This is a genomic window from Paenibacillus sp. FSL W7-1088, from assembly GCF_037969855.1.
GTDB lineage: Bacteria > Bacillota > Bacilli > Paenibacillales > Paenibacillaceae > Paenibacillus.
Genome location: NZ_CP150216.1, coordinates 175,037 through 192,716, shown reverse-complemented (window position 1 = coordinate 192,716; position 17,680 = coordinate 175,037). Strand labels below are relative to the sequence as shown.

The 17,680-nt window shown below is 46.0% G+C and carries 16 protein-coding genes and 1 tRNA gene; 2 read left to right on the top strand and 15 right to left on the bottom strand.

Translation table 11 applies throughout. From position 1 onward, the window contains the following. Positions 1-80: 80 nt before the first annotated feature. From secG to MKY42_RS00905, 7 genes are all read right to left on the bottom strand, one after another. The gene (gene secG / locus MKY42_RS00935) at positions 81-314 is read right to left on the bottom strand and encodes a preprotein translocase subunit SecG (RefSeq protein ID WP_024629498.1); all 234 of its coding nucleotides are present in this window, start codon (positions 312-314) and stop codon (positions 81-83) included. A 215-nt stretch (positions 315-529) separates the two neighbouring features. Continuing rightward, positions 530-1,816 (bottom strand): phosphopyruvate hydratase, encoded by a 1,287-nt coding sequence (gene eno / locus MKY42_RS00930; RefSeq protein ID WP_090904989.1) that lies wholly within the window; start codon positions 1,814-1,816, stop codon positions 530-532. A gap of 239 nt (positions 1,817-2,055) precedes the next feature. Then, on the bottom strand, positions 2,056-3,600 hold the full coding sequence (gpmI, locus tag MKY42_RS00925) for a 2,3-bisphosphoglycerate-independent phosphoglycerate mutase (RefSeq protein ID WP_090904987.1): 1,545 nt from the start codon (positions 3,598-3,600) through the stop codon (positions 2,056-2,058). Then, the gene (tpiA, locus tag MKY42_RS00920) at positions 3,600-4,352 is read right to left on the bottom strand and encodes a triose-phosphate isomerase (RefSeq protein WP_090904985.1); all 753 of its coding nucleotides are present in this window, start codon (positions 4,350-4,352) and stop codon (positions 3,600-3,602) included. Before tpiA ends, gpmI begins: the two co-directional genes overlap by 1 nt. A gap of 33 nt (positions 4,353-4,385) precedes the next feature. Next, positions 4,386-5,567, bottom strand: a complete 1,182-nt coding sequence (locus MKY42_RS00915; RefSeq protein WP_339848056.1) for a phosphoglycerate kinase — start codon at positions 5,565-5,567, stop codon at positions 4,386-4,388. Between the two features lie 149 nt (positions 5,568-5,716). After that, positions 5,717-6,724: a type I glyceraldehyde-3-phosphate dehydrogenase gene (gap, locus tag MKY42_RS00910; RefSeq protein ID WP_056695277.1), complete on the bottom strand. Its 1,008-nt coding sequence runs from the start codon at positions 6,722-6,724 to the stop codon at positions 5,717-5,719. A 107-nt stretch (positions 6,725-6,831) separates the two neighbouring features. Beyond that, positions 6,832-7,857: a sugar-binding domain-containing protein gene (locus MKY42_RS00905; protein ID WP_076291987.1), complete on the bottom strand. Its 1,026-nt coding sequence runs from the start codon at positions 7,855-7,857 to the stop codon at positions 6,832-6,834. A 482-nt stretch (positions 7,858-8,339) separates the two neighbouring features. Between MKY42_RS00905 and MKY42_RS00900 the strand changes: the two genes are divergently transcribed. Next, a tRNA-Arg gene (locus tag MKY42_RS00900) sits at positions 8,340-8,414 on the top strand. A gap of 179 nt (positions 8,415-8,593) precedes the next feature. Continuing rightward, positions 8,594-9,190, top strand: a complete 597-nt coding sequence (clpP, locus tag MKY42_RS00895) for an ATP-dependent Clp endopeptidase proteolytic subunit ClpP (RefSeq protein ID WP_063566492.1) — start codon at positions 8,594-8,596, stop codon at positions 9,188-9,190. A gap of 218 nt (positions 9,191-9,408) precedes the next feature. Here the strand turns inward: clpP and MKY42_RS00890 are convergent, their stop codons facing one another. The 8 genes from MKY42_RS00890 to MKY42_RS00855 all read right to left on the bottom strand — a co-directional run bounded on the left by MKY42_RS00890 (position 9,409) and on the right by MKY42_RS00855 (position 17,672). Continuing rightward, positions 9,409-10,506: a DUF4163 domain-containing protein gene (locus tag MKY42_RS00890; RefSeq protein WP_179262192.1), complete on the bottom strand. Its 1,098-nt coding sequence runs from the start codon at positions 10,504-10,506 to the stop codon at positions 9,409-9,411. Positions 10,507-10,870: 364 nt separating this feature from the next. Continuing rightward, positions 10,871-11,623 carry an SIMPL domain-containing protein gene (locus MKY42_RS00885; protein WP_339852650.1) on the bottom strand — a complete coding sequence of 251 codons (753 nt, stop codon included), beginning with the start codon at positions 11,621-11,623 and terminating at the stop codon, positions 10,871-10,873. Between the two features lie 147 nt (positions 11,624-11,770). Then, positions 11,771-12,040 carry an HPr family phosphocarrier protein gene (locus MKY42_RS00880; protein ID WP_017691248.1) on the bottom strand — a complete coding sequence of 90 codons (270 nt, stop codon included), beginning with the start codon at positions 12,038-12,040 and terminating at the stop codon, positions 11,771-11,773. 255 nt (positions 12,041-12,295) lie between these two features. Further along, a complete protein-coding gene (whiA, locus tag MKY42_RS00875; RefSeq protein ID WP_076291990.1) occupies positions 12,296-13,234 on the bottom strand; it encodes a DNA-binding protein WhiA in 939 nt (312 codons plus the stop codon). Between the two features lie 6 nt (positions 13,235-13,240). Beyond that, complete coding sequence (locus tag MKY42_RS00870; RefSeq protein WP_053782950.1) at positions 13,241-14,227, bottom strand: YvcK family protein; 987 nt, start codon at positions 14,225-14,227, stop codon at positions 13,241-13,243. A gap of 13 nt (positions 14,228-14,240) precedes the next feature. Next, positions 14,241-15,140 (bottom strand): RNase adapter RapZ, encoded by a 900-nt coding sequence (gene rapZ, locus MKY42_RS00865; protein ID WP_053782949.1) that lies wholly within the window; start codon positions 15,138-15,140, stop codon positions 14,241-14,243. Between the two features lie 51 nt (positions 15,141-15,191). Beyond that, positions 15,192-16,142, bottom strand: coding sequence for an ROK family glucokinase (locus MKY42_RS00860; protein ID WP_063566497.1), 951 nt, complete (start codon positions 16,140-16,142; stop codon positions 15,192-15,194). Between the two features lie 498 nt (positions 16,143-16,640). After that, positions 16,641-17,672: an AI-2E family transporter gene (locus MKY42_RS00855; protein ID WP_090905143.1), complete on the bottom strand. Its 1,032-nt coding sequence runs from the start codon at positions 17,670-17,672 to the stop codon at positions 16,641-16,643. Between the last annotated feature and the right edge of the window lie 8 nt (positions 17,673-17,680).

The following is a 17,680-nucleotide window of genomic DNA, read 5'->3' as shown; positions in this document are numbered from 1 at the left end:
CCTCCGTTTCTTCTCGAAACGAAGGTTAATCATTCAAGCGTTCCTGCTCGAAACTATCTCGTTACATAAGGCACTCCGGCTTACTTGGAGACAACCGTAACGATGATAGACAAAATGAAGAATCCTGCACCCAGTACAACTGTTGCACGTTGCAGGAAAAGATCCAGTCCGCGCGCTTTCGTTTTACCGAAAAGATGTTCCGCACCACCGGAGATGGCACCCGCCAAACCAGCGCTTTTCCCGTGCTGCAGCAATACTACAGTGATTAGACCGATCGAAAACACCACGAGCAGCAATTTCAAAGCAATATCCATTCTTTCCACCTCCTACCCATGTGGGCATAACATCTCACCATAAAAACAGTTACTTTAATTGTAACACAGCTATTAACGTGATACAAGTAGTGGCATTTCCTCAATTACTGAGATACAGCCACCTTCGTCAATTCTTTCTATGCTTAAGATTAAATTGAACTTAATAAAAAAGACAAGCCGGTTACCCGGCTTGCCTAATGTTGTCGTAAGACAACTTATTTTTTGAGGTTGTAGAATCCTTTGAGACCATTGTATTGAGCCAGTTCACCCAGTTGATCCTCGATGCGGAGCAATTGGTTGTACTTCGCGATACGGTCTGTACGGGAAGGAGCACCCGTTTTGATTTGACCTGCGTTTGTTGCAACAGCGATATCAGCGATTGTGCTGTCTTCGGACTCACCGGAACGGTGGGAGATTACAGCAGTGTATCCTGCACGTTTAGCCATTTCGATTGCATCGAATGTTTCAGTCAATGTACCGATTTGGTTTACTTTGATCAGGATGGAGTTACCGATACCTTCTTCGATACCTCTACCCAGGCGCTCTGTGTTCGTTACGAACAGGTCATCACCAACGAGTTGTACTTTGTCTCCCAATTTTTCTGTGAGCAATTTCCAACCATCCCAGTCATCTTCGGACATACCGTCTTCAATTGTGATGATTGGGTATTTCTCAACCCAAGAAGCCAGAAGGTCAACATATTCAGCGGAAGTGTAAGATTTACCTTCGCCAGCAAGTGTGTACTTACCATCTTTGTAGAACTCAGTGGAAGCAACGTCCATACCCAGGAATACGTCAACGCCTGGTTTGTAACCTGCTTTTTCAATTGCTTCGATGATTGTAGTGATTGCTTCTTCGTTCGAACCAAGGTTCGGTGCGAAACCACCTTCGTCACCCACAGCTGTGTTCAGGCCTTTGGAGCTCAGTACAGATTTCAGGTTGTGGAAGATTTCCGCGCCTACGCGGAGAGCTTCTTTGAATGTTGGTGCTCCAACAGGAAGAACCATGAACTCTTGAACGTCGATGTTGTTGTCAGCATGCTCACCACCGTTGATGATGTTCATCATTGGTACTGGAAGTGCTTTAGCGTTGAATCCGCCCAGGTAAACGTACAATGGCAGGTCCAGAGCGTCAGCAGCTGCGCGAGCTACTGCCATGGATACAGCCAAGATTGCGTTAGCACCCAGTTTACCTTTGTTTGGCGTACCATCCAAAGTGATCATCAATTTGTCGATACCCAGTTGATCCAATGCATCCATACCGATTACTTCTGGAGCGATTGTTTCGTTTACGTTTTTAACAGCTTGCAGAACGCCTTTACCCAGGTAACGGGATTTGTCGCCATCGCGAAGCTCAACAGCTTCGTGGGCACCAGTGGATGCACCGGATGGAACGATAGCGCGTCCGATTGCGCCGGACTCCAGGTATACTTCAACTTCAACTGTAGGGTTACCGCGGGAGTCGAGGACTTCGCGAGCGTACACGTCAGAAATAATAGTCATGAGTGATAATCTCCTTTAATTTTAAATTTATTTTTAATACGTTCAGAATAGCCTGAGTTTCACCAGTCCACTCCGCACGCAGTACCATCTTCCGATCGCTGTTATCCCCTGATTCCTTTGAACTTATTTTCATAAGTTGGAATCATGTGATAAAGGCGAACGCTTCGCTTCTTCAGATCGGTTCTGCTTGCTTCGTTCCGGGTTCCACTTTGTATTATTCAACAACCTATTAAAACTAATTATTTACGGGTAGCGATGACAGATGTTCCTGTCATTTCTTCCGGTTTAGGCAATTGCATCAAGTCAAGAATCGTTGGAGCGATATCCGCGAGGATTCCGCCCTCACGCAGGGTAACATTAGCATCTGTAACGATGAATGGAACCGGGTTCGTTGTGTGAGCCGTGAACGGACGTCCTTGCTCATCAAACACCATATCCGCGTTACCATGATCCGCAGTAATCAGCACAACGCCGCCTTTAGCGAGAACTGCATCCACAACACGGCCCATGCATTCATCCGTTACTTCTACTGCCTTAATCGTAGGCTCCAGCATGCCGGAGTGTCCAACCATATCAGGGTTAGCGAAGTTCAGAATGATGGCGTCATGTTTGTCTGCTTCAATCTCGCGAACACATGCGTCAGCTACTTCATACGCGCTCATCTCCGGCTGCAAGTCGTACGTTGCAACTTTTGGTGAGTTGATCAGCACGCGTGTTTCGCCCGGAAGCTCAACATCACGGCCGCCGCTGAAGAAGAAGGTTACGTGCGGGTATTTTTCGGTTTCTGCAATACGCAATTGTTTCTTGTTATTCTGTACCAGAACTTCACCCAGCGTGTTGTCGAGGTTTTTAGGCGAGTAAGCCACATAACCTTCAACGGTCTCGCTGAACAAGGTCAGGCACACGAAGTGCAAGCCCACAGGGAACTTCGGACCACGGTCGAAACCACGGAAATCCTGGTTCGTGAATACTTGCGACAATTGGATCGCACGGTCAGGACGGAAGTTGAGGAAAATGACGGAATCGCCGCTCTCCACCAGACCTACAGGCTGGCCATCCGCTTTAACGATAACCGTTGGTTCAACGAATTCGTCAAAGACGGATTTTTCATACGATTCTTCAACTGCTTTGAGTGGATCAGTGTATTTAGGTCCATCACCATAAACGATGGCACGATATGATTTCTCAACACGTTCCCAACGTTTGTCACGGTCCATCGCATAGTAGCGACCTTGAACCGTTGCGATTTGTCCTACACCGACTTCTTCAATTTTGGCAATCAGCTTCTGCATGAATTCTTTACCGCTATCCGGCATAACATCACGGCCATCCAAGAAGGCGTGAATGTATACGTCATTCATTTCTTCTTTTTTGGCGAGATCCAGCATAGCGAACAAGTGGTCGATGTGACTATGTACGCCGCCATCGGACAACAAACCATACAAGTGAAGCTTTTTACCGTTTTGTTTTGCTTCGCGAACAGCTTTGACAAGTGTTTCATTGTCGTAGAACTCACCGTCACGAATCGATTTGGAGATACGAGTCAAATCCTGGTATACGATCCGGCCGGCACCAATGTTCAGGTGACCTACCTCGGAGTTCCCCATTTGCCCTTCTGGCAAACCTACAGCTTCACCGCAAGCAGTGAGAGTTGTGTGTGGGAATTGGCTCATAAAACGGTCATAGTTCGGTTTCTTGGCTTGCGCAACCGCGTTGCCTTCCTCCGTGTTACGAAGACCAAAGCCGTCCATAATGATCAGCGCTACAGGTTTTGGAGCTGTCATTACTTCGCCCCCTCAACAAGCGCGATGAACGAAGCCGGCTGCAAGCTGGCACCGCCAACAAGTGCGCCGTCGATGTCGCTTTGTCCGAGGTATTCTGTTACGTTCTCAGGTTTAACACTGCCGCCGTATTGAATACGAACTGCATCTGCTACCTTTTGGTCGTACAGATCCTTCACCAGCGTACGGATGTAAGCAATAACTTCATTCGCATCTTGGGAAGTGGAGGATTTGCCTGTACCAATCGCCCAGATTGGCTCATAAGCGATAACGACTTGTGCCGCTTGCTCTGCAGACAGACCTGCCAAAGCAGCTTCTGTTTGCACTTTGCATACGTCTTTCGTTTGGTTCGCTTCGCGCTCTTCTAGCGTTTCACCAAGGCAAAAGATTGGAGTCAATCCGTGACGGAATGCTGCATGCAACTTTTTATTGACAGTCTCATCGGTTTCCGCAAAATATTGACGGCGCTCCGAGTGACCAATAATGACATAATCCACACCCAGTTCTTTCAGCATAACGCCGCTGATTTCACCTGTGAATGCACCGTTGTCTTCAAAATGAAGATTTTGTGCACCAATTTTGATGTTTGTGCCTTTAACAGCTTCTACCAGGGATGGCAGATTCGTAAACGGTGCGCAAATAACAGTCTCTACGCCTTCAACTTCCGCTTTTCCTTTGACTTCCTGAATGAAGTCATTGGATTCGGAAACCGTTTTGAACATTTTCCAGTTACCTGCGATAATCGGTGTTCTCATGGTTTTCAACTCCTTCATGCTATAGCTTAAAGCTTACTTGTCGTTCAATGCAACTACGCCAGGAAGCACTTTGCCTTCCATGAACTCGAGCGATGCACCGCCACCTGTAGAGATGTGGTCCATTTTGTCAGCCAGTTTGAACTTCTCAGCTGCTGCTGCGGAGTCACCGCCACCAATGATGGTGTATGCCGATGTCTCAGCGCAAGCTTCTGCTACTGCACGAGTACCGTGGGAGAAAGGCTCGATTTCGAATACGCCCATTGGTCCGTTCCATACAACAAGTTTGGAGTTTTTAACAACGTCAGCATAGATCTCACGTGTTTTAGGACCGATGTCGATACCTTCCCAATCTGCAGGAATGTCGCCAACTTCAACAATCTTCGTATTTGCGTTAGCGCTGAAGTCATCGGAGATAACGATATCAACTGGCAGATAGAAGTTTTTACCCAGTTTCTTTGCTTTTTCGATAAAGCCCAGAGCAACATCCAGTTTGGACTCATCCAGCAGGGATTGACCTACTTCATGACCTTGAGCCTTCATGAATGTGTAGGAAAGACCGCCACCGATGATTACGTTGTCTGCAATGTTCAACAGGTTGTCGATCACATCGATTTTGTCTTTAACTTTGGAACCACCGATGATGGCTGTGAAAGGACGCTCAGGGTTGGAGATGGCTTTACCCAACACTTCCAGTTCTTTCTCCATCAACAGGCCGGATACTGCTGGCAGCAGGTGAGCGATACCTTCTGTCGAAGCATGTGCTCTGTGCGCTGCGCCGAATGCATCGTTAACGAATACGTCAGCCAGTTCAGCAAATTGTTTTGCGAGTTCCGGATCGTTTTTCTCTTCGCCTGCGTGGAAACGAACGTTCTCAAGCAACAATACGTCGCCATTGTTCAGTTCAGCGATTTGAGCTTTTACTGTTTCGCCAACGGAATCATCCGCTTTAACGACTTTTTTACCAAGCAACTCGGACAAACGCTCAGCCGCTGGAGTCAAACGCAAGGATTCAACCACTTCGCCATTTGGACGACCCATGTGGCTTGCCAAAATAACTTTAGCGCCTTTTTCGATCAAATAGTTGATCGTAGGAAGCGTGGCACGAATACGTTTGTCATCTGTAATTTTACCATCTTCGAGCGGCACATTAAAATCTACACGGACAAAAGCCCGTTTTCCTGTCAATTCGATATCACGTACACTTTTTTTGTTCATCTGTATTTCCTCCGCACCCATGTATTTGGTGGACCAATCAAGGGCCCAAATCCCTTGTCAATCCTGGTGTTTTTGAGAAATTTGCAAAATATTGATATATAAAGAGCGGAAACAATAGCATCTGTTTCCGCTCTATGTTATTGCAGATATTACTTGATCATTTTTGCAAAGTGCTCCAAAGTGCGAACCAGTTGAGCAGTGTAGGACATTTCATTGTCATACCAAGCTACAGTTTTAACCAATTGTTGGTCGCCAACAGTCAGAACTTTAGTTTGAGTTGCATCAAACAGGGAACCGAAAGTGATACCTTGGATATCGGAAGATACGATTTCATCTTCTGTGTATCCGAAAGTTTGTGGATCGGAAGCTTCTTTCATTACTGCGTTAACTTCTTCAGCAGTAACTTTTTTGCCCAATACAGTTACGAGCTCAGTCAGGGAACCAGTAGCTACTGGTACACGTTGAGCTGCACCGTCGAGTTTGCCTTGCAGTTCTGGAATAACCAAACCGATTGCTTTAGCAGCACCAGTTGTGTTAGGGATGATGTTTTCAGCTGCTGCGCGAGCACGACGGAAGTCACCTTTAGGGTGTGGAGCATCCAATGTGTTTTGGTCGCCAGTGTAAGCGTGAATTGTAGTCATCAAACCTTGAACGATTCCGAATTTGTCTTGCAGCGTTTTTGCCATAGGTGCCAGGCAGTTTGTTGTGCAAGATGCGCCGGAGATTACAGTTTCAGTACCGTCGAGGATTTCATGGTTTACGTTGTAAACGATGGTTTTCATGTCGCCAGTAGCTGGTGCGGAGATAACAACTTTCTTAGCTCCACCTTTCAAGTGTTTCTCAGCTGCTTCTTTAGTTGTGAAGAAACCAGTACATTCCAGAACGATATCTACGCCGAGGTCGCCCCATGGCAGTTCTTCTGGGTTACGGTTAGCCAATACTTTAACTTCTTTGCCGTTCACTTTGAAGAAGCCATCGTGTACTTCAACATCGCCATCGAAGCGACCTTGAGTTGTATCATATTTAAGCAAATGAGCCAGCATTTTAGCATCAGTCAAGTCGTTGATTGCTACAACTTCAATGCCCTCTACATTTTGAATACGGCGGAATGCCAAACGACCAATACGTCCAAAACCGTTAATACCTACTTTAATCATGAGTAAGTTCCTCCCAAGTTTTGATTGATTTTTTTATGAAGCTTATATATTCAAGACAGACGGTGAAGTCCGTCAAGACAACAATAGTTGTGGTGCAAAATAAAACCTTATTCCATTTCGGCGACGATGACTTCAGCAGCAGCCTCATCGATAATCAGAATATCTTCCTGACCAAATCTCAGAACAGAATGTATGGCAGCAGCCTTGCTCTTGCCACCTGCAATCCCAATTACGACATCGGTTCGTTCAATATCCTGGAGTCGCATGCCCAGCGTAAGCATGGTATGTACCACCTCACCCTGATCATTAAAGTAATAACCGAATGATTCAGATACGGCCCCTTGCTCCTGGAGTTCATCTATGATCTCTGTCGCAAGTTTGCGGCGCCGTGCCATCTCTACGGCATCACCAATTCCATGAATGACGATCCGCGATTTTCGGATCAGCTGCAGAATCTCCTGAACACTCGGGTCCTGGATTAGTGATTCATAGGCATGATCACTCAGCAAATCCGGTACATGCAGGAGTTTGTATTGGGCTCCTACCCGTTTTGCCATCGTGGATGCTATCGTATTGGCCTGAATTTCGAGGCTTTCTCCCAGCCCACCGCGTGCCGGTACGAACCAGACACCTTTCAGCGATGTTGGCGGAGTCAGTTGCTCTGCGACTTCAGCCGTTGTTGAACCGCCAGTTACGGCGACAACATCGTTATCACTCATGATATTACCCAGAGCCTTCGCTCCGGCTCTGCCCAGCTCCCGTTTGGCAAATGGAGAAATGTCCGAATCGCCGGGAACCACAACTACCTTTTGCAGACCGTAGGCTTGCTTGATGCGTTCTTCCAGTTCGGATAATCCAAACAGTTCTTTGGCGACGGGTTCCAACTGCTGCAGCAATTCATGCCCTGCCTCACTGATCTTCATCCCTGCACTGTCAATTTCAATAAGTCCCTGAGCCTTTAACAAATCGGTCTCAGCCCTCAGAACCCGCTCGGTCATCTGCATGGAATTAGCTAACGTTCTTCGTCCGATCACATCCGATAACATGATCTGGCGCAGAATCGTGTATCTCTTCTTCAAGACATCCATGAGATCAGGCAGAAGCTGCTTTTGTACTTCTAAAATCGTTCGCATGCTTTCCACTCCCGCAAGCTTCTCGTTCCAAGCTTTCTTTCATGGCCCTAAAACGTCCCGGGTTAACTTTTTAAGTCCCACGTCTATTCTACCTAAAACTGACGCGACATGCAAGTGTTTCAAAGCCTTATTTCGACACGTTTCAGGCGTTTGTACGCGCCTATTTTCACAATGTCACCCTACTCTGATCGAGAACAACCTGTTCGATACCATATATAGAAGCAAAGTAAATTTCTCATCTACATATTGCTTGCTGTTGTTTTTCATATGGCATATCCAAAACCTCTTTTAGCATTTACCTATTTGCGCTCTTTATCCACTTATCTTCATCATGATCATTTTCAAGCTTATCCAAACCACAACAGCGAACATCTGCTTGCAATTCAATTATTCATGAGCTATAATCATTATTGCTGTCACATCTTTGAAACTTCTATTTCAAAACAGCTTTATGCAACTATGCTTGCAGCAATAATCAATGTGCGCCCGTGGTCCAATGGATATGACGTAGGCCTCCGAAGCCTGAGATCCAAGTTCGATTCTTGGCGGGCGCGCCACTCTTAATTAGTAGCTCATAACCCTTTTAACCAATGAAACCGAATAGGTTTCTTTTTTTTCAAACTTAGTTTGACTTTCTTTGACTTTTTGTTTGAAATTGTTTATGATGTGGGTAATACGGTAACAGTTTATATATAAACACCAATTTAACATTTACATTTCCGAGGAGGTTTTTCACGTGAGTTATATTCCAATGGTCGTTGAACAGAGCAACCGCGGTGAGCGCGCCTATGACATCTATTCCAGATTGCTGAAGGATCGTATCATCTTCCTTGGCAGTGATGTAAATGACGTTGTAGCGAATTCCATCATGGCACAGATGTTGTTCCTTACTGCGGAAGATCCGGAGAAAGACATTCACTTATACATCAATAGCCCAGGCGGATCCATTACAGCCGGTATGGCGATTTACGATACTATGCAATTCATCAAACCGGATGTATCTACCATCTGTGTAGGTATGGCGGCTTCGATGGGTGCATTCCTGTTGAACGCAGGTGCCAAAGGTAAACGTTTTGCATTGCCTAACAGCGAAATCATGATTCACCAACCGCTTGGTGGTGCGCAAGGTCAAGCTTCGGACATCGAAATTCGTGCCCGCCGCATCCTGAAAATGCGTGATACCTTGAACCGCATCATCGCTGAGCGCTCAGGCCAACCGCTGGAGCGTATCGAGAAAGATACAGATCGTGACTACTTTATGAGCGCTGCTGAAGCTGCTGATTACGGTATCATCGATAAAGTTATCGAAAACGTAGGTTCCCAAGGCATCTAAGCCGAGGCGAATCGCCAATTAAACGGATATACCATATAGGCAACTCAAAGGGTAACGCCCAGTTGAGTTGCCTATATGAAAAAAGGGCGCTCTCGTCAATATGACGAGGGCGTCCTTTTTTTTGAAGATAATTTAAGAGTGCATAATACTAAAGATCATCTGACGAACTGAGCACACGCTATTGACCATCATTTCAACGAAATGGAATTCCGATACTCTTACTTGTTGGCCGTTAAGCCACTGAACGGCTCTGTGCCTTTAGGAAGCAACTCTTTGTATGTGAACGGGAATTCTGGGAAACCCTCCGCATAAGCTGTGTACTCATACAACTGGAAGAATACAACTACACCAGTTGGGGTTACATAGAAATCCTGATCTTTATTTAGACCTTTATAGCCTTCAAGGTAACCACCACGGGCTTTAAGCTGATCTCCCACTTTTTTGCTTACTGTCTCACGTACGGTTTTGTTATTTTGGATCACATCATCCAGACTCAATTCCTTACCGGAATCCAGAGCAAAGGTGTGACCTGTACGGAACGTCATGCCATGTGCGCCTGCATAGTCCTGATAACTTTGCGTAATGAGCCCAAGTACACCATTTTCGTTGTATGTCACGACATAAGAACTCTCAAATGCATATGGACGGTTCGCTGCTGCATCACCAAATTCCTTGGTTTGTTTTTTGAAATCTGCTACAAAAGCATCGACTTCATCTTTCAACACCTTGTTGATAGCCGCTTCCGCTTTATCGTTCGCCAGTCCGCTCACCTGAGGATATTGAATATCGACTTCAGCATTCTTGATGCTGACTTTCACTGTTGCCGCTTTGACTGCCACGTTATTTTGCTTCACTTTGCTCAGCGACAGTGTCTTGGCTTTACCATCCCAGTTGCCCTGTACACCCAAATAATCTCTCATTGCAGAGAACGGAATGTACAATCGGCCATTAATCAGCTTCGCTTCTACCCCTGGGTAATACCCATTTATTCTCAGCATTGGATCACCATCCAACAGACTGATCGTCATTTTGTTATTGGCTGCTGTCAGGGCATACTCTTTGGTTTTCGCATCATATTTCAAGCTTCCACCCGCTACATCTTTGACAGCCGTAAGCGATACCCAAGTGGAGCCGCCTTGAAGGAGTCCTTTTTGAGTAAGCGTTTTGCCTCCCGATTTCAGAGTTACCTCAGTAGGTGTTGTCACTTTCGTGGATACTGAAGCTGCCTGTACAGAACTATCCTGCCATACAGCCCCGCTCCCCACAATAATTCCTGCCGCCAATAGTGCACTTGTCCATTTTTTCCATGATGTCATATATAAAACTCCTCTCTCGAATTCAAATTTTGAGTGTCATTGCGTATGTATCCTGATTTGATCGTATGCCTCATACGCTCACCTCTTTATTATAATTAACCCGATTCCGGAAAGGTTTACAGCTCCAGTTACAATGTTGTTTGATCCAGATGCCTATAATGAATGTTTTGTTACGAACAAATAGACAAAAAAGATACCAATAACCAGCAATTTATTTCGTCATATTTCATCTCTTCTTTTCAAACTTCATCAAGTCCGCCTTTATAACAGAAAAGACGCTGTCCATCGGACAACGTCTTTGTCATTATTGCCTTTCGCCCGCTCAAGCATATCTTTAACGGACTCCAGCCTTTATTTATTTCGCTTATTTCATTTCATAAGTAATATTCAGCGTTGTGCTTACTTTGACCTGTCCTGTTTCAATGGCCGTGCCTCCATTAGAATCAGCTGCTTTGGACATCAGAGCCTCACTTGCATAGAACACAGGTACATTGGCATCACCTTGGCTCACGGACAGAACAGCACCCAGTTGACGTTTAACCGCTTTGGCAATAGCTCCAGCTTTTACATCAGCATTGGCAACAGCTTTTTCAATCACTTGAGCTTCAAAGCTCTCCGGTTTTTCTACCGTAAATCGAACGTTTTCAATGTTGTTGGCACCAGCCTGGGATGCTGCATCCAGAAGTTCACCAATCTTGTCCATCTCCCGGTAAGTTACAGTCAGTGTGTGATGAGCTGTGTATCCTTTGATCTTCTGTCCGTCTTTTTCACTATACGTATAGTTAGGCTGTACGTAGAACTGGCTGGTTTGAATATCATCCGCACTGATTTTCCACGTACTTTTCAGCAGATTGCTAACTTTTTGAATTTTCGCTGCATTCGCTTTTTGAGCAGAGGCTGCTGTGTCTGCCGTACTGTTCACTCCGATGGAAAGATAAGCGATGTCAGGCTTCACCTGAATCTCACCTGTACCCACAACATTAATCACGTTTTGCTGTACCCCCTGTACCTCAGCAGCATAGGCATAGTTACTAGGGGCCACCCACGCAGTACCTCCAACAAGCAATGTACCAGCAACCATCACCGCGCCCAGCGGTTTCATCCATAATTTACCCATCATGTTAGCCTCCTTAAGTTTTAACATCTCATACTCAAATCGATTTGATACCTAACAGACGGGCTTAATTCCATAATGTTGCACTTGACAGTCCTAAAACGCAAAAAAGCCCCTTTCGGGACTTCTTCATTGAGTTCAAATCATATCTTATTGGTTCTCAAGCTCTTCCTTGCTTACCAGACTAACTAAAGCGTTTACAGCCTGTTCGGCGTCCGCGCCCTCTGCACTAATCTGGATTTCCGTACCAGTACTGATTGCAAGGCTCATGATCCCCATGATACTTTTTGCATTTACTTTTTTGTCGTCCTTCTCGACGAACACTTCAGATGAGTACTTATTCGCTTCTTGAACGAACAGTGCCGCAGGTCTGGCATGGAGACCCGTTTTCAAACGGACAACTACCGGGTGCTTTGTCATGGAAACTTACCCCCTATTATGAAATCTAGACATTAAATACACAATTATATTTATAACATTATACCATATAACCAGAGCAGGACACTAGAAGAAAAAACTCAGGGTGATTGGATGTCATTATTATGACCCATTTTAGCCTTTTTACATCGCTTCATTTCACCTGAGCAGCTCTCCAAGATCCTTAAGGCTGACTTCAAGCTGACCTTCTGGCGAAAACGAAAGCAATCAGCTTTGCCAGGCTGCCCTACCCTTATTTTAACCGTAACGCTCGGTACGAACCTTCTCTGCCAGCTCATCAATCTTGCGAAGCCGGTGATTCACCCCGGACTTGCTTACTGTACCCTTAAGCAGTTCGCCTACTTCCTTCAAGTTGATATCCGGATGGGCGAGCCTCACTTCAGCCACTTCACGAAGCTTTTCGGGCAACGACTCCAGACCAACTTCCTTTTGCAACAGTCTGATGTTATCGATCTGTCTGACGGCCGCTCCAATCGTTTTGTTCAGATTCGCCGTCTCACAATTGACGATTCGGTTGACGGAATTACGCATATCTCGCATGATACGCACATCCTCGAACTTGAAAAGGGCCTGATGTGCACCAATGATACTGAGCAGCTCAATGATTTTCTCGCCTTCCTTAATGTATAGGATGAATCCTTTTTTGCGTTCTATACAACGGGCATTGAGATGAAATTCATTCGCCAGGTCCACCAGGGCCTGACAGTGCTCCTCATACATGGACGCAATCTCCAGGTGGTAGGATGAACCTTCGGGATTGTTGACTGAGCCACCTGCCATAAATGCGCCTCGAAGATAAGCACGTTTACAGCAGTTATTATTGAACAGCTCTCCACTAATCCCGGGAGTAAACAGAAATCCTTCGGATACAATGTACAGATCTTTTAAAATCTCTTGTACCATAGTTGGAATCCGAACAATATATACATTGTTCTTTTTCAGCCGCATTTTTTTGCGGACAAGCAATTCCGTATGCACTTGAAAATGCTTTTTAAGCAGAGAGTATGCCCGTCTTGCAATGGCGGCATTCTCCGTCGAAATATCCAAGATGACTTTTTTATTCGATAACTGCACCGCACCAAGCATACGGATGAGGGCTGAAAGTTCCGCCTTTTCGCAGCACGGTTCGCTTTCAATCATCGTTAGTTCTTTTTTGGTCTGTGCTGCAAACGACATGGGACTTCACCTCTTCCGTAACATCCAATTTTGTACAAGTTGGTAGATGTGATGGCTCAGTTTGTCGGCATCATGACGCAGATAAGTCCGGAATAGGACCAATGTATCCGCAACGACTTGATAGCCGGCACTCTTCAGCACATTCATATCCAGCACAACCGGTTTAGCTCCTTTTTCCGCATACTTATTCTGCACCTGCAGCGGAATATCACCATTATTTACAATAACATAGTCGAAAATTTGATGTCCTACATGTTCATGTACCGCCTTGAGGTGGTCACTCACCGTGTAATTATCCGTCTCTCCTGGCTGTGTCATCACATTACAAATAAACATTTTCACTGCGTCCGCCTCAACGACTGCTTCAGCCAGCTTAGGTACAAGCAGATTGGGCAAAATACTCGTGTAGAGACTACCAGGCCCAATCAGGATGGCGTCTGCCTGACGAATAGCCTCAACAGCCTCTGGCAACGGCTCCACGTGATCCGGTTCAAGGAAAACACGTTTGATCCGTAAGCCAGCTTCAGGGATCTTGGACTCGCCCGTAACAATCGAGCCATCCTCCATCTCTGCATGCAGTATAACGGCCTGCCCGGCTGCGGGCAATACCTCACCCCGAACGGCAAACACGCGGCTAAGTTCCCGCACAGCGGTCACAAAGTCGCCCGATATATCCGTCATTGCAGCCAAAATTAAGTTACCCAGGCTGTGGCCTGCAAGCCCCGCGCCTGTATTGAAGCGATAATTCAGCATATCCGACAACAACGGTTCTACATCTGCTAGCGCCGTGAGTACGTTACGAATGTCGCCCGGAGGCGGCATTTGCAGCTCATTACGCAGGATGCCCGAACTTCCTCCGTCATCCGCCACCGTCACGATGGCCGTGATGTCCAGCGGCTTTTCCTTCAAACCGCGCAGCATCACGGATAATCCGGTTCCGCCGCCCATGACTACAATTCTCGGACGTTCTCTTCGTGGTCCGGCTTCTTTCATCCCTTCACCCTCTTCAATGACGGTCCCGGTCGGCGTCGCGATGGCTCACGGTGACAGCCTCAGTTTCGCTGCTTCCCAACATTTTGCCCAAATATTCCGATATTGCTACCGAACGATGCTTGCCTCCGGTACAGCCGATTCCAATAATAACCTGGCTTTTGCCTTCCTTCCGGTATTGCGGAATCAGAAAATGCAGCATATCCAGCAGCTTGGTCAGAAACGCTTGCGTCTCCGGCCATTTCATAACATATTCGTATACATCACTATTCTGTCCCGTATTCGGACGTAAATGCTCAATATAATGCGGATTTGGCAAGAAACGAACGTCAAACACCAGATCCGCATCGATTGGAATACCGTATTTGAACCCAAACGACGTAATATTTACCGACAGCATATGGCTTTCCAGATGAGAAAAGCGGGATATGATACGCTCTTTCAATTGAGCAGGCTTCATCGTACTGGTATTCAGTACCTGAGTGGCGGAGTTTTTGAGCTCCTCCAGCATCTTACGTTCCAGCCGGATGCCATCAAGCGGCATACCCTCAGGAGCCAGCGGATGTCTGCGCCTGCTCTCCTTATAGCGCTGGACTAATACAGAGTCTGTCGCGTCCAGGAATAATATTTCACAATGAATGGTAAAATGATCTTTAATATAGTTCAGTGACTCGGACAAAGCCGTAAAGAACTCACGACCGCGAAGGTCGATAACCAATGCGACCTTGCCAATTTTGCCGTTCGATTGCTCAATCAACTCCGCGAATTTCGGAATCAATACCGGTGGAAGATTATCCACACAGAAGAAACCAAGATCCTCCAGGCTTTGTACTGCAATCGTCTTGCCTGCTCCGGACATGCCCGTAATGATAATGAGCGTGGCGCCTGTGCCCGGTGAAACTTCACCTTCAAGCATAAATGTCCCCTCCTTATCATATTGCTGTCGGATTATACTGTTACGAGGTTACTAGGAACGCAGGAGAAGACCAGCCGCGCCAACAATACCTGCATTGTTGCCAAGCGTTGCTTCAAGGATTTTAACCCCTTCTTGCAGCGGTTCAGGTGTCAGTTTCGCAAATACAGTGCGTACTTCATCAAACAAAATATTACCCGCTTTGGATACACCGCCACCGATAATGAACATCTCAGGGTTAATCACAGCCGCTACAGCCGCCATCGATTTACCCAGATAGAACGCTGCACGATTGACGATACGAAGCGCAACTTCATCGCCCGCCTTGGCTGCATCAAATACTTCCTTGGCTGCAATCTTGTCCACGAGTGCCAGTGATGTATGGTCTCCACGCTCTACAGCGTCTTTGGCCATACGAATAATTCCGGTTGCTGAAGATACAGTTTCCACGCATCCCATTTTGCCACATCCGCACTGAATCGCTTCCAGATCAGGAACAACACTGACATGACCAAGCTCACCAGCCATACCGGAGAAACCTTGATAGATCTTGCCGTTCAAGATCAGTCCGCCACCAACGCCTGTACCAAGCGTATAGCATACACAGTTGTCCACTCCCTTGCCGGCACCTGCCCAGGCTTCACCCAGTGCAGCCACGTTTGCATCGTTATCTATTTTGACTGGCTTGCCCAGACGTTCTTCCAAAATCGAACGAATGGCTACATTCCGAAATCCAATGTTAGGGGCAAGAACGATAATTCCCTCGCGTACATTGGTGAACCCAGCCACTCCTGCTCCCACACCTTCAAGCTGTTCCCAGCTGTAAGGCGATTCGGCAACGATATGACGGACATACTTTTCGATGTTGGCAATGACCGTGTCAACGCCCTTATCCACTTCAGTCGGTCCTTCATACGTATGCATAAGCTGACCGTGTTCATCACATATACCGACCTTGATTGCTGTTCCGCCGAGATCGACCCCAACGTAGATTTTCTCAGACATGCTACAAGCCACCTTTATCTATCTATAATAGTTTAATCCTACGTACCAACTATAATTGAAGGATACGCCTGGGTCAAGACGATAAGACCTTTGCTGGTATTAGCTTCCCCGCTATTGTGAACAACATCACAGGCTATTTTTGAATACGTATACAACCTCATTTGTCTCTATCAAAAACGCAAGCTTCATTCCTTCCTCCATAGAGGAGGAAGCCTCAACTCATGATATTGCATATCCACTCGTTCCATGCGTAAAAGATGACAATTGTCATCTGATTTTCATGACAATCCTTACTAATCACGTCTAGGGCAGATCGGTAAGATGGAAATATCTTATAGAACAGAACAAGGACGTGATTCAAGATGAGCTCACCCGTAGTACAGTTGTTGCAACCCTTAGCCCTAACGACGCAAAAAAACGCCTTCCCATAACAGGAGGCGTTTCTCTAATTTTATGAACATTACCTAACCTAGCCTTCAGCAGTTATTCAGCTACTGGTCACAGTTTCGTTTCTACACGTACGGGTTCTTCCGTTTTTTCCATCTTGTTGACGTCCAGAATATCGAGCAGGAAGACAAAGATCGGAATACCGATGATAAGCCCCCAGATCCCCAGGAAATGTTGAGACAGAATCAATACGATAAACGTGTAGAACATCGGCAATTTGGTTTTGTGCGCCATCAGCTTCGGATTCAGGAAGTACGTCTCCAACGCATGAATAATGATGATCATAATGACCACAATCACGCTGAGCTGCAACCCACCCAGTTGATAGCCGATTAGACACAGCGGAATCAGTGAGATGATAACCCCCGCAACGGGTACCAGACTCAGCATGAATACCAGAATGGTCAAGGCGAACAAGTACGGGAAGCCGAGTATCCACAATCCCAAAATCGTCAAAGCTGTATTGAACACCGCAATCAACAACTGTGCCTCGATTACTTTGCCAAAGGAAGATACAAATTTATCTCCAAGGTACGCCACTTCATTATAGAACCAGCCGATCTTGCTTGTTTTGAACTTGGAGGTAAACTTGGAAATCTCCCGCTTCTGCAACAAGAAGAACAGGCTCAGGATGATGACCAGTAGAATGAACTCCAACCATTTACTTAACGCAAAAATATACTTCAATGCATCGTTGGTATAGTTTTTAATATCGAACGATTGAAGATAACCTGCAATTTTGGAAGCAAAATTATCCCCGTCAGCAGTATCAAGAAATTTCATGATCTCATTCGTTAACTGAACAACCTGATCCACAATTCGTGGTGAATACCTGGAGATGCCCAGTACTATGGCTGCAATAACGATAAGGTAGAGCAGAATGACTACAACTTTATAGTTAATCGGAAATAAACGATTCAACTTCTCTGTGATAAAATGCTGCAGCCTGTTCATGACATACGTCACCAGGAATAACAGCAAAATCATGTGCAGCATACTCCCCATGCTGAAAAGCACCAAACAAAACAACAGCAGGATCAAAAATCGCCGCACTGTTGCATTCTGTAACCAATCTTTTATCATTTCCCCCA